The 20,977-nt window shown below is 67.9% G+C and carries 16 protein-coding genes; 10 read left to right on the plus strand and 6 right to left on the minus strand.

All coding sequences use genetic code 11. The features are described from left to right. Positions 1-21 precede the first annotated feature (21 nt). Positions 22-1,362 (minus strand): chloride channel protein, encoded by a 1,341-nt coding sequence (locus AC3ITW_RS21135; protein ID WP_032973599.1) that lies wholly within the window; start codon positions 1,360-1,362, stop codon positions 22-24. 341 nt (positions 1,363-1,703) lie between these two features. On the opposite strand from AC3ITW_RS21135, the gene AC3ITW_RS21140 reads away from it, so the two are divergent. The 6 genes from AC3ITW_RS21140 to bioC all read left to right on the plus strand — a co-directional run bounded on the left by AC3ITW_RS21140 (position 1,704) and on the right by bioC (position 8,106). After that, positions 1,704-3,110 carry a hypothetical protein gene (locus AC3ITW_RS21140; protein ID WP_100435413.1) on the plus strand — a complete coding sequence of 469 codons (1,407 nt, stop codon included), beginning with the start codon at positions 1,704-1,706 and terminating at the stop codon, positions 3,108-3,110. 158 nt (positions 3,111-3,268) lie between these two features. Then, complete coding sequence (gene bioB, locus AC3ITW_RS21145; RefSeq protein ID WP_006400133.1) at positions 3,269-4,312, plus strand: biotin synthase BioB; 1,044 nt, start codon at positions 3,269-3,271, stop codon at positions 4,310-4,312. A gap of 67 nt (positions 4,313-4,379) precedes the next feature. Next, positions 4,380-5,603 (plus strand): 8-amino-7-oxononanoate synthase, encoded by a 1,224-nt coding sequence (gene bioF, locus AC3ITW_RS21150; RefSeq protein WP_012512399.1) that lies wholly within the window; start codon positions 4,380-4,382, stop codon positions 5,601-5,603. A 17-nt stretch (positions 5,604-5,620) separates the two neighbouring features. Beyond that, positions 5,621-6,400: a pimeloyl-ACP methyl ester esterase BioH gene (gene bioH / locus AC3ITW_RS21155; RefSeq protein ID WP_006400184.1), complete on the plus strand. Its 780-nt coding sequence runs from the start codon at positions 5,621-5,623 to the stop codon at positions 6,398-6,400. A 29-nt stretch (positions 6,401-6,429) separates the two neighbouring features. Continuing rightward, positions 6,430-7,209 carry an SDR family oxidoreductase gene (locus AC3ITW_RS21160; RefSeq protein WP_489389909.1) on the plus strand — a complete coding sequence of 260 codons (780 nt, stop codon included), beginning with the start codon at positions 6,430-6,432 and terminating at the stop codon, positions 7,207-7,209. 12 nt (positions 7,210-7,221) lie between these two features. After that, on the plus strand, positions 7,222-8,106 hold the full coding sequence (bioC, locus tag AC3ITW_RS21165) for a malonyl-ACP O-methyltransferase BioC (protein WP_006400186.1): 885 nt from the start codon (positions 7,222-7,224) through the stop codon (positions 8,104-8,106). A gap of 155 nt (positions 8,107-8,261) precedes the next feature. On the opposite strand, the gene AC3ITW_RS21170 is transcribed toward bioC, so the two are convergent. Both AC3ITW_RS21170 and AC3ITW_RS21175 read right to left on the minus strand, forming a co-directional pair. Then, positions 8,262-8,906 carry a YdcF family protein gene (locus AC3ITW_RS21170; protein WP_041864602.1) on the minus strand — a complete coding sequence of 215 codons (645 nt, stop codon included), beginning with the start codon at positions 8,904-8,906 and terminating at the stop codon, positions 8,262-8,264. Beyond that, positions 8,891-9,853 (minus strand): pyridoxal-phosphate dependent enzyme, encoded by a 963-nt coding sequence (locus tag AC3ITW_RS21175; RefSeq protein ID WP_489389910.1) that lies wholly within the window; start codon positions 9,851-9,853, stop codon positions 8,891-8,893. The genes AC3ITW_RS21170 and AC3ITW_RS21175 overlap by 16 nt, the downstream gene beginning before the upstream one ends. Positions 9,854-10,012: 159 nt before the next feature. Between AC3ITW_RS21175 and AC3ITW_RS21180 the strand changes: the two genes are divergently transcribed. Together AC3ITW_RS21180 and mnmG are read left to right on the plus strand one after the other, a co-directional pair. After that, positions 10,013-10,498 (plus strand): hypothetical protein, encoded by a 486-nt coding sequence (locus AC3ITW_RS21180; protein WP_012512405.1) that lies wholly within the window; start codon positions 10,013-10,015, stop codon positions 10,496-10,498. A 491-nt stretch (positions 10,499-10,989) separates the two neighbouring features. Beyond that, positions 10,990-12,879, plus strand: coding sequence for a tRNA uridine-5-carboxymethylaminomethyl(34) synthesis enzyme MnmG (gene mnmG / locus AC3ITW_RS21185; RefSeq protein ID WP_100435417.1), 1,890 nt, complete (start codon positions 10,990-10,992; stop codon positions 12,877-12,879). 84 nt (positions 12,880-12,963) lie between these two features. Here mnmG and smeC read toward each other — a convergent pair whose 3' ends face one another. Genes smeC through smeA form a run of 3 tightly spaced genes read right to left on the minus strand, consistent with a single transcriptional unit; the run spans position 12,964 to position 18,734 of the window. Then, complete coding sequence (gene smeC / locus AC3ITW_RS21190) at positions 12,964-14,379, minus strand: multidrug efflux transporter outer membrane subunit SmeC (protein WP_489389911.1); 1,416 nt, start codon at positions 14,377-14,379, stop codon at positions 12,964-12,966. Then, positions 14,376-17,525 (minus strand): multidrug efflux RND transporter permease subunit SmeB, encoded by a 3,150-nt coding sequence (smeB, locus tag AC3ITW_RS21195; RefSeq protein WP_489389912.1) that lies wholly within the window; start codon positions 17,523-17,525, stop codon positions 14,376-14,378. The genes smeC and smeB overlap by 4 nt, the downstream gene beginning before the upstream one ends. Before the next feature lie 12 nt (positions 17,526-17,537). Beyond that, complete coding sequence (smeA, locus tag AC3ITW_RS21200; protein ID WP_006400304.1) at positions 17,538-18,734, minus strand: multidrug efflux RND transporter periplasmic adaptor subunit SmeA; 1,197 nt, start codon at positions 18,732-18,734, stop codon at positions 17,538-17,540. Positions 18,735-18,851: 117 nt separating this feature from the next. Between smeA and baeS the strand changes: the two genes are divergently transcribed. Further along, positions 18,852-20,255 carry a sensor histidine kinase efflux regulator BaeS gene (gene baeS / locus AC3ITW_RS21205; protein WP_032973616.1) on the plus strand — a complete coding sequence of 468 codons (1,404 nt, stop codon included), beginning with the start codon at positions 18,852-18,854 and terminating at the stop codon, positions 20,253-20,255. Further along, positions 20,252-20,941 carry a response regulator gene (locus tag AC3ITW_RS21210; RefSeq protein WP_012512411.1) on the plus strand — a complete coding sequence of 230 codons (690 nt, stop codon included), beginning with the start codon at positions 20,252-20,254 and terminating at the stop codon, positions 20,939-20,941. Before baeS ends, AC3ITW_RS21210 begins: the two co-directional genes overlap by 4 nt. The last annotated feature ends 36 nt before the right edge of the window (positions 20,942-20,977 follow it).

Consider the following 20,977-nt stretch of genomic DNA (forward strand, 5'->3'; position numbering starts at 1 on the left):
TATCTGTTACCGCGCCGCCCTTCAGGGCGCGCGTTCGCGATCCCCGGTATCCGACTGCGCCACCGCGGGCGCCATCAACAGCTCGGCCAATCCCCGATAGATCGGCACGCGGCACACCAGCCCGGACACGCCGCGCGCGATCAGCACCGTGGCCAGGATCGGCAGCAGCAGATCGCCGCTGTCGGTCAGCTCCAGCGAAATCACCGCCGAGGTCAGCGGTGCCTGGGTGACGCCGGTCAGATAGGCGCACATGCCCAACAGCACGAACGCACGCGGATCCACACCCGGCATCAGCACCGCGAGGTTGTGCCCAAGGCCGGCACCGACCGCCAGCGCCGGCGAGAACAGGCCACCGGGGATGCCCGCCACGTAGGACGCCAGATTCGCCAGCAGCTTCATCAGACCGAATTCATGGCCCACCATCGCCTGCCCCTGCACCAGGCTGCGCGCCTGCTCGTAGCCGGTGCCGAACGCGCCTTCGCCGAAGACCAGGGCGAGCAGCACCACCACCAGACCGCAGCCTGCGGCCAACAGAACCGGATGCCGCTGCCGCAGTTGCCCGAGCCAACGCGGGCGGCCCGCCGCACTGGCCAGCACCGCGCGCGCGAACAGGCCTCCCAGCAAGCCCGCCACCACGCCGCATAGCAGGATTGCCAGCCAGCCCTGGCCGAGTGGCAGGCGTGCGCTCACGTGCCCGAAGTAGGTGTAGTTGCCCAGCAGGCCCAGCGACACCACGCCACCAACGATCACTGCGGTCAGCAAGGTGCCGGAAAACCGATGCTCGAAACGGCCGCTGAGCTCCTCGATGGCAAAAACGATACCGGCCAGCGGCGTGTTGAATGCCGCCGCGATGCCTGCCGCGCCACCGGCCAGCAGGAAGTGCGAGAGCTCGCGCGGGTCCTTGAAGCCGAACCAGCGGCCGAACAGGTACATCAGGCTGGCACCCACATGCACGGTGGGCCCTTCGCGCCCGACCGACGCGCCGCCGAGCAGCGACAACGAGGTCAGCAGCAGCTTGCCCGCCGAGACCGCGGGCGAAAGATTGGTCCTGCGGAACGACTCATCCGGCTTGTCCAACGCGGCGATGACCTGCGGAATGCCGCTGCCCCGCGTGGGCTTCAGCACGCCCGCGGTCAACCAGGCCAACAGCGCGAAGATGCCGGGCGTAAGCAGCAGGGCCCACCACGGCGAGTGCGCGGTGATGCGCTGGAACAGATGGAAGGCCGCGTCGCTGGCCTTGGCGAACAGGATGGCCACCAGTGCCACGGCCACGGCGCCGCCCCAGAGCGCGGCGCGGCGACGCCAGGCCTCGCTGAGAACCAGCGCGGTGATGCGGCCGCGGAGGCGGTGGAGATCGGTCATGCGGGGCAGTCTGGACGCTGCGGAGGAAGGCGGACAGCGGGTACTGTGGCCGAAGGCCTTGCAGGATGTGGTGAATACGCTCACGCGCCGGGAACCGCATGCTTTGGCAGCGATGGCACGCCGTCCCACATGCGTGAAGGCCGGCCGATTCCTACCGGGTTCGTCCACCGCGCCTCGTGGAGGTAGCATTGCAGCCGCTGCCCTCTGGGGAGGGGTGCAGCTCCGCCGGCAACGAAAGGCCGCCACCGCTCGTCATCGCGGTAGCGCTTGCCAGCACCTGCGTGCCGACATCTGCGTGAATTGCTTCGTTCTCGACATCCTCAATGACAATGGAGTGTGAGATGAATGCCTACGACCCGCTGGATCACATCATCCATCTTCGTGATGGCACGCTGCAGGAATCAGACCTTCGCCGGATTGTCGGTCGCGCGCTGCAGGCCAGGTCACCTTCCGGAATCGTCATCCATGTACATGGCGGTCGCGTTTCGCAGAAGCGTGGACGGCGCATCGCAGAAACCCTGCATGACCCCTATGTGCGGGCACAGGCCTACCCCTTGTTCTTCGTCTGGGAAACGGGTGACATCGAAGCTCCGTTGAACAACCTGGGCGAGATCCTGGGTGCAGTACTCGCCAAACTGCTCTTCAGGAAAGTCCAGGACAAGATCCTGGAAAAGCTCGGCGGTGAACAGGCATTCACGCCCGGCATGAAGATCCTCAACGCCGCGCCACCCGACGAGGAAAGCCTTTCGGCAGATCTCGCACAGGAGTTCGCTGAAGATCCCGAGGTGAACCAGGCCCTTGCCGAGGCCCGGGAGGATTACAGGGAGGCGACGCTGACGCCCGTAAACAAGATGCTGGCACATGAACCGCCAGCCGAACACGCGGCCATCGTCAACGAGCGCACGGCAATGGAACTGTTTGGCACTCCGTCACCCAACAAGGCCGTAGCATTGAACTGGATCGCGCTGGCCATCAAGGTGGCCAGACTGGTGATACGCGTATGGCAACGCCAGCACAGTGGCCGGGGGCGGCCAGGTGCCGTCTCCGCCGTGATCGTGGAAGAAGTACTGCGAGAGTTCTATCTCGATGACGTGGGGCGCATCGGCTGGTGGAATCCCATGAAGAAGGATGCACAGGATTCATTCGACGGCCCGGCATCGGGTGGCGTCAGATTCCTGCGCGAGCTGCACAGGCAGTTGCAGTCCGAAGCCTCTGTTCCCCGCATCACGCTCGTCGGCCACAGCGCCGGCAGCATCTTCCTGTGCGAGCTGTTGGACCAGGCAGCGCAGATCCTTCCGGATCTGACGTTCGACCTTATTCTCGAAGCGCCTGCGGTGACGTGTCGTCGGTTCGCGCATGCCATCTCGAAGCACGAGAACCGCATCGGGAGGTTCCGGCAATTGGCGATGAGGGATGCCGACGAAGCCAGCGAGCGTTCACTGTTCTTTCCCGGTTCGCTGCTCTACATCGTGTCCAACATCTTCGAAGATGTTGCCGATGAGCCTCTGCTCGGCATGGAACGCTTCTTCACCCGGGAGAGCGTCTATAGCAACTCTGCGGCGTGGGCAGACATCTCGGCCTGCCAGGCGTTCTTCGCCCGGAAAGGAGAAAGCGCGGTGAGCTGGTGGACCCTTGATGACCTCAATGCCGACCAGCGCGAAGGTTGGGGCCACGGCTACTTCGATGACGGTCCCTTCATCCTCGGCAAGGTGACCGCGTTGATCAGCGAAACACCGCACACGCCTTGATGCCGATCACTTTTCGCGCTCGACGACAGAAGCAACGCGCCGGGCGGGATCGCCCGGAGTGCAAACACTGTAAACCATGAGAACATGAATATTGTTGACAGCCTGCGCACGCCCACCCACACTGCCGCCCTCGCTCCACTCGTACCCAGGGTCCCGCCATGGCTGCTGCCATCCGCCACGACTGGCAACACGACGAACTGCAGGCGCTGTTCGATCTGCCGTTCCCCGAGCTGCTGTTCCGCGCCGCAGCGGTCCATCGCGAGCACTTCGACCCAGCCCAGGTGCAGGTCTCCACACTGCTGTCGGTGAAAACCGGTGGTTGCCCGGAAGACTGCGCGTACTGCCCGCAGGCGCAGCGCTACAACACCGGGGTGAACGCGCAGAAACTGATGGAGACCGACGCAGTGCTGGCCAAGGCACGCCAGGCCAAGGCCGCCGGTGCCTCGCGCTTCTGCATGGGTGCCGCGTGGCGTTCGCCGAAGGACCGCGACATCCCGAAGGTGGCGGCGATGATCGCCGGGGTGAAGGCGCTGGGCCTGGAGACCTGCGCCACGCTGGGCATGCTCAGTGGCGGGCAGGCGCGTGCGCTGAAGGATGCGGGACTGGACTACTACAACCACAACCTCGACACCGCGCCGGACTACTACGATTCGATCATCCACACGCGCCAGTACCAGGACCGCCTGGATACGCTGGAGCACGTGCGCGATGCTGGCCTGAAGACCTGCTGCGGCGGCATCGTCGGCATGGGCGAGACGCGCGCGCAGCGTGTCGGCCTGCTGCTGGCGCTGGCCACGTTGCCGGCGCATCCCGATTCGGTACCGATCAACAAGCTGGTGCAGGTGGCGGGCACGCCGCTGCATGGCAGCGCCGAACTGGACCCGTTCGAGTTCGTGCGCATGATCGCGGTGGCACGCATCGTCATGCCGCGCTCGATGGTGCGGCTGTCGGCCGGTCGCGAGGCGATGAGCGATGAACTGCAGGCGCTGTGCTTCGTCGCTGGTGCCAATTCGATCTTCTACGGCGACAAGCTGCTGACCACCGGCAACCCGGAGAGCGAGCGCGACCTGGCGCTGTTCGCGCGGCTGGGACTGCAGCCGATGGCGGTGCAGGTGGATGCCGAGGGCCACGACCACGGCGGTACCGTGCACGCCGATATCAGCGCCGATGCGCCCGGCTGTGGCTGCGCTCACGCGGCCTGAGACGGGACACAGGCAGGCGTCGCGGCAACGCGCTACCCTAGCCGCCCCGTCGTCGCATTCAGCCACCATGGCCCGCCCCGACCTGACCGCCCGCCTCCACGCCCAACGCGCCCTGCGCGATGCCCAAGGCCGTCGCCGCACGCGGCGCACGGTCACCCGTCGTGATGGCGTACGCCTGGAAGTGGACGGCCAGTGGCTGACCGGCTTCTGCAGCAACGACTACCTGGGCCTGGCCCAGCAGTTCAGCGTGGTCAACGCGTTGCAGGACGCCGCCGCACGCGAAGGCGCTGGCGCCGGTGCCTCGCACCTGGTCTGTGGTCACCACGCCATGCACGAAGCGCTGGAACGCGAAGTGGCCGAGTGGCTGGGCTATCCGCGTGCGCTGCTGTTCGGCAGTGGCTTCGCCGCCAACCTGGCGGTTCAGCAGGCACTGCTGAGCGAAGAGAACGACGTCTGCGTGCAGGACAAGCTCAACCACGCCAGCCTGCTCGATGCCACGCGGCTGGCCGGTGCACGCCTGCGCCGCTATCCGCACCTGGATACCGAAGGTGCAATGCGTCAGCTCAAGCACGCGCCCGATGGCGCGGCCATGCTGGCCACCGACGGTGTCTTCAGCATGGATGGCGACATCGCACCGCTGCGCGCTTTGTCGCTTGTGGCACGCCTGCAGCAGGCGCTGTTCTACGTCGATGACGCGCACGGTGTGGGCGTGGTCGGTGATGGTCGCGGCGCCGTCGCGGCCGCTGGCCTGAGCGTGGACGATGTGCCGCTGCAGCTGGTCACGCTGGGCAAGGCACTGGGCGGTTCCGGCGCGCTGGTGCTGGGCCGCGACGACCTGATCGAGCATCTGGCCGAAACCGCACGTCCCTACATCTACACCACCGCCGTGCCACCGGCGATGGCAGCGGCGGCCCTGGAAGCAGTACGCCTGGCGCGCCGCGACCACTGGCGCCGCACCAAGCTGACCGACCTGATCGCGCTGTTCCGCAGTGAAGCGCGTCGCCATGGCCTGGACCTGATGGCTTCGGAAACGCCGATCCAGCCGCTGCTGTGCGGTGATGACCATACCGCCGTGGCGATGTCCACGGCGCTGGAACAGGCCGGCTGGCTGGTCGGTGCGATCCGCCCGCCGACGGTGCCGGAAGGCAAGGCACGCTTGCGCGTGACGCTGTCCGCGCTGCATACGCCGGAACAGGTGCGTGGCCTGGTGGAGGCCATCGCCAACGCGCGCGATCGCGTGACCCTGGCCGTGCGTGAAGCCGCGCCACCGCCGCTGCCCGCCTTTGCCTGAGTTCCGTGTAGTTCCCCATGCATATTGAAGTGACCGGCCGTGGGCCGGACCTGGTACTGATCCATGGCTGGGCCCTGCAGGGCGGTGTGTTCGCGCCGCTGGTGCAGCGCCTGGCGGACCAGTTCACCCTGCACCTGGTCGACCTGCCCGGCCATGGTCACAGCCGCGACGACACCACGCCGCTGCGCCTGCCGTTCGTGGTCAATGCCATTGCCGCGGCCACGCCGCCGGCGGTGTGGTGTGGCTGGTCGCTGGGCGGCCTGTTCGCGCTGCATGCGGCGGCCACCCTGCCGAAGGTGCGCGGGCTGGCGATGATCGCCGCCACGCCGCGCTTCGTGCGTGGCGAAGACTGGCCGCACGCGGTGGAACCGGCGGTGTTCGAACAGTTCGGGCGCGAGCTGGCCAGCGACTTCGGTGGCACCCTGGAGCGCTTCCTGGCGCTGGACGTGATGGGCTCGGCGCACGCCCGCGAGGAGCTGCGCACATTGCGCCAGCGCCTGGTCGAGCGCGGTGCACCCACCGAGCGCGCGCTGCTGGAGGGCCTGCGGCTGCTGGAAAGCACCGACCTGCGTGGCGCGCTGCCGACGCTGGGCAAACCCAGCCTGTGGATCGCCGGCCAACGCGACCGGCTGGTCTCACCGGCAGCGATGCAGGCCGCCGCGGCACTGGCCCCGGGCGGGCAGGCGCTGACCATCGCCCACGGCGGCCATGCGCCCTTCCTCGGCCATGCCGACGAAGTGGCCGCCGCCCTGCAACACTTCGTTGCCGGCCTGTCACCGGCCGATGGCGGACAATGAGCGCCTTCCGAATTCCGCAGGACTGACGCATGGATCTGGGTATCAATGGCCGCTGGGCACTGGTCTGCGGCGCAAGCAAGGGGCTGGGCCTGGGCTGCGCGCGTGCGCTGGTGCGTGAAGGCGTCAACGTGGTGATCGTGGCCCGTGGCGAAGCAGCCCTGCAGGCCGCCGCTGAAGAGCTGCGCGCGCTGGCCGGCGCCGCCGAGGTACGCGCGGTCGTCGCCGACGTCACCACCGAGGCCGGCCGTACCGCAGCGCTGGCCGCGTGCCCGCAGGTGGACATCCTGGTCAACAACGCCGGTGGCCCGCCGCCCGGTGATTTCCGCACCTTCGAGCGTGACGACTGGATTGCCGCGCTGGACGCCAACATGCTGGCGCCGATCGCGCTGATCCGCGCCACCGTCGACGCGATGATCGAACGCGGCTTCGGCCGCATCGTCAACATCACCTCATCGGCGGTGAAAGCCCCGATCGACATCCTGGCGCTGTCCAATGGCGCGCGCAGTGGCCTGACCGGCTTCGTCGCCGGCCTGTCGCGCCGCACCGTGGCCCACAACGTCACCATCAACAACCTGCTGCCCGGCCAGTTCGACACCGACCGCCTGCGTGCCAACTTCGCCCACAGTGCCGGCAAGGACGGCGATGCTGGCGAAGTGGCCGAACGTCGCCGCCAGCAGATCCCCGCCGGCCGCTTCGGCACGCCGGATGAATTCGGCGCCGCCTGCGCGTTCCTTTGCAGCGCACAGGCCGGTTACCTCACCGGGCAGAACCTGCTGATCGATGGCGGCGCCTACCCCGGTACGTTCTAAGAGACTTTCGCAATGCCGTCCCACTTCGATGCCCGCCATGTCCGCCGCGCGTTCGCCCGCGCCGCCAACAGCTATGACGCCGCCGCCGCCCTGCAGCGCGAGGTGCAGTCGCGGCTGATCGAATCGCTGGACTACCTGGAGGCACGCAAGCCCGAGGTGGTGCTGGACATCGGTGCCGGTACCGGACACGCCAGCGCGCTGATGAAGAAGCGCTGGCCGAAGGCGCAGGTGATCGCGCTGGACGTGGCGCTGCCGATGCTGGACCAGGCCAAGCGCCAGGCCGGCTGGTGGAAGCCGTTCCAGCGCCTGTGCGGTGACGCCGCCGCGCTGCCGCTGGCCGACAACAGCGTGGACGTGATCTTCAGCAACCTGTGCCTGCAGTGGGTGGACGACCTGCCGGCGGTGTTCGCCGGGTTCCGTCGCGTACTCAAGCCGGGCGGCCTGCTGGTGTGTTCCACCTTCGGCCCGGAAACGCTGGTCGAGCTCAACGAAGCATTCGCCGCTGCCGATGACCGCCCGCACGTGAGCCGCTTCGCGCAGATCGCCCAGTTCGGCGATGCGCTGATGATGGCCGGCTTCCGCGACCCGGTGCTGGACCGCGATCTGTTCACCCTGACCTACGACGATCTGCCGTCACTGATGCGCGAGCTGCGTGCGATGGGCGCCACCAATGCCCGCGTCGACCGCCGCCACACGCTGACCGGGCGTGGCCGCTTCGCTGCTGCTGCGACCGCCTACGAGCCGATGCGCCGCGCCGACGGCAAGCTTCCGAGCAGTTGGGAGGTGATCTATGCCCACGCCTGGGCACCGGACCCGGGCGCGCCGATCCGCGAAGGTGGGCATGACGTGGCATCGGTGCCGGTGTCGGCGATTCCGATCCGGCGCAAGCAGACCTGATCGTCCGGTAGTGCCGGCCGCTGGCCGGCAACCTAACGATTCCATGGTGGGCATCTGCCGGCCAGCGGCCGGCACTACCGTACTCCGCACCGCACGCGAATCGCTCCGGTAGGTGCCAACCTTGGTTGGCACTCACCCAAAAGCAGTCTTCCGCCTCAGGTATTGGCCGGCGAACTCAGCGGCGGGCGCACCAGATCGCGGTGGAAGAAGTAGATCTCCTGCACCAGGAAGCGCCAGCTGGTGTGGAAGCTGCGGAAGCGCGTGCTGGGCGTGGACGAGGCCAGCGCGTCGATCCCCAGTGCCTTGCTCAGGCGCAGCGCGCGCGCCATGTGCAGCGGGTCACTGACAATGATCACCCGGTGCAGGTCACGCTGCTCCATCAACCGCTTGGCTTCGACCAGATTCTGCACGGTGTTGCGCGAGGCGGTCTCGATCAGGATCGCATCGTCCGGGATGCCGTGCTTGAGCGCGTAACGCCGCGCCACCTGTGATTCGGAAAAGCGTGCACCGGTGCCGCCATAGCCACCGGTGAAGATCAGCAGCGGCGCGTAGCGGGCCTCGTACAGATCCAGGCCGTGGCGGATGCGTTCTTCGAACACCGGTGATGGCTTGGCGTCATAGGCCGCCGCACCCAGCACGATGATGGCGTCGGCCTTGGCGGCCTGGTCGCGTTCACCAACCCACACGATCCACGCGGTCACGCCCAGCAGCCAGATCACCAGCAGGACAAACAGCCGCCACAGCCAGCCCAGCAGGCCGGTGCGATGCCGCTGCCGGTCGCGGCTCACGGCGCCCCCCAGCGCAGCGCTGGCAGGTCGACGTTGCCACCGGACAGCACCAGCCCGACGCGCAGCCCTGCAAAGCGCTCAGGTTGCGCCAGCACTGCGGCCAGCACGGTGGCCGAGGACGGTTCGACCACCTGCTTGAGGACCTCCCACAACAAGCGCATCGCGGCCATTGTCGCCGCGTCGTCGACCACGATCACCTCGGCACCGGCCGCGCGCAGCAGTTTGAAATTGGGCGCGCCGATCAGGGTACGCAGGCCATCACAGATCGTGTCCGGGGTGAACGCGTCCTGGCGCTCGCCAGCGGCCAGCGAGCGCGCGGTATCGTCGGCACCGGCCGGCTCGGCCAGCACCAGACGGGTCTGCGGGCTGGCGTGCTGCAGGGCCAGCGCAGTGCCGCTGGCGAGGCCGCCGCCGCCCACCGGCACCACCAGCACGTCGAACGGGCCGTCGCTGTGCAGCAGTTCCAAGGCAGCGGTGCCTTGTCCGGCCATCACCGCCGGGTCGGTATAGGGATGGACCAGGGTTGCGCCGGTATCAGCCTGCACCTTGGCGCAGGTGGCTTCACGGTCGGCGATGGTCGGCGGGCAGTGCCAGAGCGTGGCGCCATGCCGGGCAATATTGGCCAGCTTGGCCGCCACCGCGCCTTCCGGCACCACCACATGGCAGGGAATGCCCCGGGTGCGCGCGGCCAGCGCCAGCGCGGCGCCATGGTTGCCGGAGGAATGGGTCACCACGCCGGCACCGGCGCGGCCGGCATCCAGCGACCACACCGCATTGCAGGCGCCGCGGAACTTGAACGCGCCACCACGCTGCAGGTGCTCGGCCTTGAAGGCCAGCTGTGCCCCGGCCAGCGCATCGAGCGTGTGCGAGCGCAGCACCGGGGTCACGCTGGCATGCGGGGCGATCCTCGCGGCAGCAAGCAGGACGTCGTCGGCGCGGGGCAACAGTGAATCGCTCATGACGCAAGATTAACGTATGCCCCCGCGCTGGCGACCGGGGCACAGGTCATGCCAGCATGCGGGCCTTCACCTCCATTCATCCTGGCCGGTGGAATTAAGGGTCGATTCAATGCCCGCGCACGAAGCTGACTGCACACCCGTCCTCTGGGGGGACCCACCATGAAAACGCGCTTGATGCTTGCCGGTGGCCTGATGCTGGCCCTGACCGGCTGCACCACCTACGACTACGTCGGCGGTGGCCGCGGTGGCGGCTACTACCACGGTGCGCCGTCGGTGGAATACCGCTACCCGGCCGGCTATCCCTACAACTCCGGCTACCCGTACTACGGCGGCTATGGCGGTTACTACGGTGGCTACGGCAATCCGTACTACTCGCGCCCGATCTACCGCCCGCCGCACAACCACCGCCCGCCGCCGCGTCCGGGCAATGGTGGCGAGAACCGTCCGCCGCCGTCGCGCCCGTCCTACAACGGGGGTTCGCCGTGGCGGAACATGGATTCGATGCGACGCCCGCCGCAGTCCAACGTGCAGCCGTCGGCGCCCCCGCCGCAGGCCCGTCCGGCGCCGGCGCCGAGCGCACCGAGGATGAACGGTTCCCCCTGGCGCAACATGGATCGTGGGACGCAGCGCACAGTTGAGCGCTGAACCGTCTTGCATTTCACACGGTCTAAGCCGCAATCTACGGGGATGGTGACGGCCCGCGTCACAAAGTGACAAAAACGACACGGGCCGCCGCAAAAAGCTCTACGTCGATATCCGACAGGAACATCTGGATCCCCCCTGTTCCGGCCCTGTCGGATGTCGGCACCTCTGAAGGCAGACGGCCCCGCAATGCGGGGCCGTTTGTTTTGGGGCCTTTCCCGGCGACCCCAAAAAACAGGGCCGGACAGTCCCCCGACTGCCGGCCCCCTGCTCCCCCACCGTGCGCCTGTACCGGCCCCTGTTCCAATTCCGGTCACGGGCGCCTACGGCGCCAGCCACGGTGGGTGCTATTGGGTTATCTGCAAAAATCCTGCCAACTTTAGGGCTGATTTCGACGCCGGGCGGCTGGCGACGTCGTCCCGGCCCGGAATGGCGCTAAAATCGCCACCCCGGCGCCGCCCCCGGCCGCGCCCGCCCCCAGCTGAACAGCACCCATGAACCCGTCCTTCCATCGTTACGACGTCATCGTCATCGGCGGTGGCCACGCTGGCACCGAAGCCGCGCTGGCCGCAGCTCGCACCGGCGTGCGCACCCTGCTGCTGACCCACAACATCGAAACGGTGGGCGCGATGAGCTGCAACCCGGCCATCGGTGGCATCGGCAAGGGCCACCTGGTCAAGGAAATCGACGCCCTGGGCGGTGCGATGGCGCATGCCGCCGACCGCGCCGGCATCCAGTGGCGCACGCTCAACGCCTCCAAGGGTCCGGCCGTGCGTGCCACCCGCTGCCAGGCCGACCGCAACCTGTACCGCATGGCGATCCGCGCGATCGTTGAAGGCCAGGCCAACCTGACCGTGTTCCAGGCCGCCGTCGATGACCTGGTCATCGAAGGCGACGCCGTGCGCGGGGTCATCACCCAGACCGGCCTGCGCTTCGACGCCGAGGCCGTGGTGCTGACCGCCGGCACCTTCCTGGCCGGCAAGATCCATGTCGGGCCGACCCAGTACGCCGCCGGCCGCATGGGCGACCCGCCGGCCACCACGCTGGCCGCGCGCCTGCGCGAGCGCCCGTTCCAGGTCGACCGCCTGAAGACCGGCACGCCGCCGCGCATCGATGGCCGCTCGCTGGACTACAGCGTGATGGACGAGCAGCCCGGCGATTCGCCGCGTCCGGTGATGTCCTTCCTCGGCTCTGTGGACGAGCATCCGCAGCAGGTCAGCTGCTGGATCACCCACACCACCGAACAGACCCACCAGATCATCCGCGACGCGCTGCACCGCTCGCCGCTGTACAGCGGCCAGATCGAAGGCATCGGTCCGCGCTACTGCCCGTCCATCGAAGACAAGGTGGTGCGCTTCGCCGAGAAAGCCAGCCACCAGATCTTCGTCGAACCCGAAGGCTTGGGCATCGTCGAGATCTATCCCAACGGCATCTCCACCTCGCTGCCGTTCGACGTGCAGCTGGAGATGGTGCGCAGCATCCGCGGTTTCGAGAACGCGCACATCACCCGTCCCGGCTATGCGATCGAGTACGACTTCTTCGATCCACGCGGGCTGAAGGCCTCGCTGGAAACCAAGCTGGTCAACGGCCTGTTCTTCGCCGGCCAGATCAACGGCACCACCGGCTATGAAGAAGCGGCCGCGCAGGGCCTGCTGGCCGGCCTCAACGCCGCGCGCCAGGTGCGCGGGCTGGACGGCTGGTGCCCGCGCCGCGACGAGGCGTACCTGGGCGTACTGGTGGATGACCTGATCACCCACGGCACCAACGAGCCGTACCGCATGTTCACCAGCCGCGCCGAGTACCGGCTGCAGCTGCGCGAAGACAACGCCGACCAGCGCCTGACCCCGGTCGGCCGCGGGATGGGCCTGGTCGATGATCGTCGCTGGAGCGCGTTTGAGACCAAGCAGGCGGCGGTGGACGCCGAGCGTGCACGCCTGGGTGCACTGTGGGCGACCCCGGCCAATGCACTGGGCCGCGAAGTGAACGAAACACTGGGCGTGGCGGTCAGCCGCGAAACCAACGTGCTGGACCTGATCAAGCGCCCCGAGCTGGATTACGCCGCGCTGATGCAGGTGCCTTCGCTGGGCCCGGCGGTGGCCGATGGCAAGGTGGCCGAGCAGGTGGAGATCGGCGTGAAGTACGCCGGTTACCTGGACCGCCAGCGCGAGGAGATCGAGCGCCAGCAGCGGCACGAAGCCACGCCGATCGCTGAAGCCTTCGATTACGCGACGGTGCGCGGGCTGTCGGCCGAAGCGCTGCAGAAGCTGGAGCGCGTACGCCCGCAGACCATCGGCCAGGCACAGCGCATTCCGGGCATGACCCCGGCAGCGATCTCGCTGCTGCTGGTGCACCTGGAACGCGCACGCCGGGGACGCGTGGCGTAAAGCGTGTGGTAGCGCCGGGGCGTGCCCGGCGAGCGCAGCGGTACGCGAAAATCCGCCGGGCATGGCCCGGCGCTACCGCACGCGTTACTGCGCGTCCGCCCCACCGCCCAGCACCTTGAACAGCGTCACCCGGTTACCCGCTTCCTGCTGCTGCAGGGCGATCAGGTCCTGCTGCGCAGCGTACAGGCTGCGCTGTGCATCCAGCGCCTGCAGGTAGCCGTCCAGCCCGGTGCGGTAACGCGCATCGGCCAGCGTATAGCTGCGCTGGCTGGCGGCGACCAGCGCACGCTGGGCCTCCATCTGCGCGATCAGGTGATCCCGCGTGGCCAGCGCATCGGCCACTTCACTGAAGGCCTGCTGGATTGCCTTCTCATACTGGGCGATGCCGATGTCCTTGCCGATCTTCGAGCCATCCAGCGAGGCCTTCAACGCGCCGGCGTGGAATATCGGTGCGGTGATGCTGGGCGCGAACGACCAGCCGCGGGTGCCGGCCGAGAACAGCGTCGACAACGCGGTGGAGCTGTGGCCGTAGTTGGCGGTCAGCGTCAGCGTCGGGAAGAACGCGGCGCGCGCGGCACCGATATCGGCATTGGCTGCCTGCAACGCGTGTTCGGCGGACAGCACGTCCGGGCGCTGCAGCAGCACGCTTGAGGGAAGGTTGGCCGACAACGGTGCCAGCGCCACGGTGCCATCCAGTGCCTGCGCGCCGGGCAGCAATGCCGCGTCCAGCGGCGCGCCCACCAGCAACTGCAGCGCATCGCGATCCTGCGCCTGCTGGGTCTGCAGCTTGGCCAGCGCAGCGCGCGCGGCTTCCACGCTGGTCTGCACCTGCGACAGGTCCAGGCCCGAGGCCAGGCCCTGTGCATGGCGGGCCTCGGTGCGCTGCAGGGTCTGCTGCTGGCTGTCCAGGGTCTGCCGGGTGAACGCCAGCGACTGCTCGTCCGCCGCCAGCGCCAGCCACGCCGTGGCCACTTCGGCCACCAGGCTGGTGCGCGCGGCGCGCTGGTTCTCGGCGCTGGCCAGCCAGTTCTGCAGGGCCTCGTTGTTCAGGCTGCGGATGCGCCCGAACAGGTCCAGCTCCCAACTGCTGATACCCACCTGCACGGCATCGGATTCGGTGATCTGGGTGGCACCGGTCTCGCTGTTGGCATCACTCACCCGCGAGCGGGTGACACTGCCACTGGCATCCACCGACGGCAGCAGCGCCGCGCGCTGGATGCGGTACTGCGCGCGTTCCTTCTGCACCTGCAGCACCGCCACGCGCAGGTCGCGGTTGTTCTGCAGCGCCAGCGCGATCACCTGCTGCAGGCGCGGTTCCAGGAACACCTCGCGCCACGCCGGCATCGTCAATACCGGCTCGGCCTCGCCCGTGGCGGCATTGCCGATCTGCGCCGGCACCGGCGCCTCGGGGCGCTGGTAGTGCGGGGCCATGCTCACGCAGCCGCCCAGCACGGTGGTCATCGTTGCGGCCGCCAGGGCGCGCAGCAGCATCGGCTTCATGGGCTTGCCTCCGCGGCAGTGGCTTCGGCCGGCGCGCGGCCCGGGAACAGGCGGCGCACCACCAGGTAGAACAACGGCACGAAGAACATGCCCAGCACCATCGAGGCGACCGTACCACCGGCCACGCCCGTACCCAGCGAACGGCGCGCGGCCGAACCGGCGCCGGTGGCGAACACCAGCGGCAGCACGCCCATCAGGAACGCCAGCGAGGTCATCACGATCGGCCGCAGCCGCAGGTACACCGCCTGTAGGATCGCCTCGCGCGTGCTCTTGCCCTGCTGCTCGAGGATACGTGCGAACTCGACGATCAGGATGCCGTTCTTCGCCGCCAGACCAATCGTGGTCAGCAGCCCAACCTGGAAGTACACGTCGTTGTTGAGGCCACGCAGGTTCATCATCAGCACGGCGCCGAACACACCCACCGGCACCGCCAGCATCACCGCGAACGGCACCGCCCAGCTTTCATACAGCGCGGCCAGGCACAGGAACACGAACAGCAGCGAGATGGCATACAGCATCGGCGCCTGGTTGCCCGAGAGCTGCTCCTGGTAGGCCATGTCCGACCACGCGTGGCTGAAGCCTTCCGGCAGTGTGTCGGCCAGGCGCGCGATCTCAGCCATCGCCTCACCGGAACTGACGCCCGCTGCCGGCTGCCCGGTGATTTCCATCGCAGATACGCCGTTGTAGCGCTGCAATGCGGCCGGCGCACTGGTCCAATGCGTGCTGATCAGCGACGACAGCGGCACCATCTGCCCGGCCTGGTTGCGCACGCTCCAGCGCTCGATGTCCTGCGGCTGCATGCGTGCTTCGGCCGTGCCCTGGATGAACACCTTCTTGATGCGGCCCTTGTAGATGAAGTTGTTGACGAAGTCGCCGCCCAACGCCGCGTTCAAGGTGTCATTGATGTCCTGTGGATTCACGCCCATGGCCTGCGCCTTGGCGTCGTCCACCTTCACTGCGTACACCGGCGCGTCTTCCAGGCTGGCGTAGCGCACGTTGACCAGCTTCGGATCCTTGGCGGCCTCCTTCAGCAACGTGTTGCGCACAGCCACGGCGGCGGCATGGCCGGCACCGCCTTCGTCCTGCAGTTCCAGGGTGAAACCGCCCGCGTCGCCCAGGCCGAGGATGGCCGGTGGCGAGGTGATGAATACCTGCGCATCGGGCACGCTGGCCATGGCCGCGGTCAAGCGCGCGGCGATGGTATCGGCATCGTCCTTGCGGTCATCCCAATCCTTGAGCCGGATGAAGGCCTGGCCGACGTTCTGGCCGCTGCCGGTGACACTGAAACCGGCGGTGGCCTGGATCGAGAGCACGCTGTCGTCCTTCACCGCGGCCGCACTGAGGCGATCCATCACTGCACGGGTCTGCTCCAGGGTGGAGCCGGCTGGCAGCTTCACCAGCGCGTTGAGCATGCCCTGGTCCTCATCGGGCAGGAATGCGCCGGGCAGGTGCCACAGCAGCAGGCCTGTGGCCACGCTCAGCACCAGGTAGAACAGCACACCCAACGCGCGCCGGCCGAGGAAACCATCGACGCGATGGCGCAGGCCATTGGAGGTGCGCTCGAAGCGGTGGTTGAACCAGATGAAGAACTTGCCCAGCAGGCTCGGCTCGCCGCCGTGATCGCCATGCGGATGGCCGCCCTTGGGAATCTGGTGCAGGATGCTGCCGCACAGCGCCGGGGTGATGGTCATCGCCACCAGCACCGACAGGATCATCGCGGCGGCAATCGTCACCGAGAACTGGCGATAGATCACGCCGGTGACACCGCTGAAGAACGCCATCGGCAGGAACACCGCGGTCAGCACCAGCACGATACCGACCAGCGCACCGGTGATCTGCCCCATCGCCTTCAGCGTGGCCGGCTTCGGTGCCAGCCCTTCGAAGGTCATCACCCGCTCCACGTTCTCCACCACCACGATGGCATCGTCCACCAGCAGGCCGATGGCCAGCACCAGTGCGAACATGGTCAGCGTGTTGATCGAGTACCCGAACGCCGCCAGCACGCCGAACGTGCCCAGCAGCACCACCGGCACCGCGATGGTCGGGATCAGCGTGGCCCGCCAGTTCTGCAGGAACAGGTACATCACCAGCACGACCAGCGCGATCGCCTCGATCAGGGTGATCACCACTTCCTTCAGCGAGATGGTCACGAACGGCGTGGTGGTGAATGCCACGTGGGCGGTGTAGCCATGCGGCCAGTACTTCTGCAGCTGCTGAAGCCGTGCATCGATGGCCTTGGACACGGCGATGGCGTTCGCACCGGCATTGAGTTCAATGCCCAGCGAGGCCGATGGCTTGCCGTTGAACGTGCTGATGCTGTCGTAGCTTTCCGGGCCCAGGCCGATCGTCGCCACGTCGCCCAGGTGCACCACGCTGCCACCGGCGTCGGCCTTGAGCACCACCTGCGCGAACTGCTCGGGAGTGTGCAGGCGGCTGCGCGCGGTCACGGTCGCGTCCAGCTGCTGGCCCTTCAGCGCCGGCTGGCCACCCAGCTCACCGGCCGACACGTCGGTGTTCTGCGCCTGCAACGCGGTCTCGATGTCCGACGGCATCAACGCGTACTGGCGCATCTTTTCCGGGTCCAGCCAGATACGCATGGCGTATTCCTGGCCGATCGGCTGGATGTTGCCGACGCCGCTGACACGGCTGATCTGGTCGTCGATGCGCGCCTCCATGAAGTTGGCGACATCGAAGTTGTCCATGCTGCCGTCTTCGCTGGTGAACGACAGCACCTCGAAGATCGAACCGCTGGACTTGGTGATGGTCAGCCCATTCTGCTGCACCGCCTGCGGCAGGGTGGCCATGGCCGCCTGCAGCTGGTTCTGTACCTGTACCTGCGCGGTGTCCGGGTTGGTGCCGGTGGCAAACACCAGGTTGACCTGCGCCGAGCCATCGGAGGCGCTGGTGGAGGTCATGTACATCAGGTGGTCCAGGCTCTGCTGGGACTGCTCGATGACCTGGGTGACCGCGTTTTCCACGGTCTGCGACGAGGCACCGGTGTAGGTGGCGCGGATGGTGATGGTGGGCGGGGCGATCTGCGGGTAGCGGTCCACCGGCAGGATCAGGATTGCGAGCAGGCCGAGCAGGCTGACCGCGATGGCGATCACCCAGGCGAAGATCGGCCGGTCGATGAAGAAACGAACCATGCGCGGCAGGCCTCAGTGCGACGTTTCGTCGGTGTTGCCGTTCGGGTCGATCGCCGGCATGGCGGCCAGCTGCGCGGTGGTGGCCGCTATCGCCTTCACCTGCTGGCCGAGCGAAACCGCACTGCCGTTGCTGACGATCACCCGCTCACCGGCCTTCAAGCCCTGCGTGATCTGCCACTGGTTGCCCACCACCTGACCAATGCCGACCCGGCGTTCCACCACATGGTCCCTGGCGTCGAGCAGGCGCAGCAGCGGCTCGCCGCGTTCATTGCGCAGCACCGCCTTCTGCGGCACCAGCAGCGCGCGCGCATCGGTGGCCATCGGCAGCACCGCCTTCAGATACATCCCCGGCAACAGGAGGCCGTCCGGGTTCGGAATGACCGCACGCAGCACCACGTTGCCGGTGCCCGGATCGACCGCACTGCCGACGAACTCCAGGGTCCCTTCATGCGCGTACGTGCTGCCGTCCTCCAGCAGCACCTTCACCTGTGCCTTGCCATCGATGGCCTTCACCAGGCCGGCATCGAGCTGCTTGCGCAGTGCCAGCATCTGCGTGCTGGACTGGGTCACATCCAGGTACACCGGATCCAACCGTTGAATGGTCGCCAGCGCCGCGTCCTGGCCGGCAGCGACCAGCGCGCCGGCAGTGACGCTGGAGGTGCCGATGCGGCCGTCGATCGGTGCGCTGATCCGGGTGTAGCCGAGGTTGATGCGGGCGGCCAGCAGCGCAGCGCGCGCGGCAATCACATTGGCCTGCGCCTGCTTCAGTGCCGAAGTGGCATCGTCGGCATCCTGCTTGCTGGCCGCATCCAGGCCCAGCAGCGTGCGCGTGCGCTCGGCCTTCGGCTGCGCCGACAGCACGGTGGCCTCGGCCTGCGCCAGCTGGCCACGAGCAGTATCGAAGGCGGCCTGGTACGGCGCCGGATCGACCTGGTACAGCAACTGCCCGGCCTTGACCTGCTGGCCTTCGGTGAACAACCGCTGGCGGATCAGCCCGCCGATCTGCGGCCGTACCTCGGACACCTCGAACGGCACCGCCCGACCAGGCAGCGTCTGCTGCAGCGCCAGCGGCTGCGCGCTGGCGGTAATGACGCCGACTTCAGGCGTGGCTGGCGTTTCGGACCTGCCCGCCGAGCAGGCCGCCAGGGACATCAGCAGGGGCAACAGCAGCGGATGGGGGGAGCGGGACAGCGGGCGCGGGAGTGACATGGGGGGCGTGGGGGCCTTGCGTTGACCCGTGCACGCTGCCGTGGAACTGTGCAGAGAATATGGAGAATGTGCGACCGGCTCAGCTGGCGCTTGCTTTCAGCGTCGCATGCGCCGCTAATGGCCTCCGCGATGGTGAAGATTCGACTCAAATTCGGCCTGACCGCGAAGACCTTCCTCGCGATCTTCACCGCCTGCCTGCTGGTGCTGGCAGTGAACGGCATTGCCAGCCGCGTGGCGTTCCAGACCGGCTTCCTGGATTACCTCAACGACCAGGGCGACCTGCGCATGCAGCGCCTGATGCCACACCTGCAGCGCGAGTACAGCGCGCACGGTGGCTGGGAGCATCTGCGCGGTGACAGCGACCGCTGGGCGCGGCTGCTGCGCCCGGACCTGGCCCATGGACATGAAGGACCGGTGCCGCCGCTGTCCGACCAGACCGGCGTACCGTCGCGGCTGGGCCTGTTCGATGCACAGCACCGGTTCGTGGCCGGCAACCCCGATGCCAGCAGTGATGATGAGCCGCATCCGGTGCAGCTGGACGGGCACACCGTCGGCTGGCTGGGCATGGTGCCGTTCCAGACGGTCATCGCCACCAACGATCTGAACTTCTACAACACCCAGGTGCGCGCTTGGTGGGTGATCGGCATCGCCCTGCTGCTGGTGACGGTGCTGCTGGCCTGGCTGGTGTCGCGTGCGCTGCGCCAGCGCCTGGCCAAGCTGGCCGCGGCCACGCACCGGCTCGCCGCCGGTGACTACGCCACACGCATCGAACGCACCAGCGACGACGAACTGGACGCGCTGGTCAACGACTTCAACCGGATGGCACAGGCGCTGGACGATACCGAGCGCAACCGCCGCGCGTTCATCGCCGACATATCGCACGAACTGCGCACGCCGCTGGCGGTGGTGCGCGCCGAGCTGGAAGCGATCGAGGACGGCATCCGTCCATTGGACCGCGCCAACCTCGGTGGCCTGCAGAGCGAGATCCGCCAGCTGGGCAAGCTGGTCGACGACCTGCACGACCTGTCGATGACCCAGTCCGGCGGCCTCGCCTACCGCTTCGCGCCGCTGGACCTGGTGGCGCTGCTGCGCAGCGAACTCAATGGCATGCGCGTGCGCTTCTCCGCGGCGGGGCTGGCCCTGGAAGAAGCGCTGCCCGCCACGCCACTGCAGGTATCCGGCGACGAACGGCGCCTGCAGCAGGTCCTGGCCAACCTGTTGGAAAATGCGCTGCGCTATACCCATACCGGCGGCCGCGTACGTGTGCAGGCAGCGCGCGTACCTGCCGGCGTGCAGGTGATCGTGGAAGACACCGCACCGGGCGTGCCGGCCGACAAGTGCGCGCTGCTGTTCGAGCGCTTCTACCGGGTGGAGAGTTCGCGCAACCGTGCCAGCGGCGGCAGCGGGTTGGGCCTGGCCATCAGCCACAACATCATCCTCGCCCACCACGGCCACATCCACGCCGAGCCCTCACCACTGGGCGGGCTGCGCGTGGTCATCACCCTGCCGGAGCCTGCATGAGCACGTCCCCCGCTGCGTCCGCGAAGATCCTGATCGTCGAGGATGAGCCACGCCTGGCCTCGGTCCTGCGTGACTACCTGGCGGCCGCCGGCATGACCAGCGAATGGGTGGACGATGGCGGCCTGGTGATCGACGCGTTCGCGCGCTACCAGCCTGACCTGGTGCTGCTGGACCTGATGCTGCCGCAGCGCGATGGCGTGGACCTGTGCCGCGAACTGCGCGCAGCCAGCGACGTACCGGTGATCATGGTCACCGCGCGGGTGGAAGAGATCGACCGCCTGCTGGGCCTGGACATCGGTGCCGACGACTACATCTGCAAGCCGTTCAGCCCGCGCGAGGTGGTCGCGCGGGTGGTGGCGGTGCTGCGCCGCTATCGCCCGGACCCCGCTGCACGCGCCAACAGCGGCCTGCACATCGACGAACCGGCGGCACGCGCCACCTGGAACGGCAAGGGCCTGGACCTGACGCCGGTGGAGTACCGCCTGCTGCGCACCCTGCTGGCCACGCCCGGCCGGATCTGGGCACGCGATGAACTGCTCGACCGGCTGTACCTGGACCACCGCGTGGTGGTCGACCGTACCGTCGACAGCCATGTGCGCAACCTGCGCCGCAAGCTGTCCGATGCCGGCATGGAAGGCGAGCCGATCCGCTCGGTATACGGGATGGGTTACAGCTACGAACCGTAGCGGGTAGTGCCGGCCGCTGGCCGGCAACCGCGCGGC

The organism is Stenotrophomonas sp. KH_052 (genome assembly GCF_057838755.1).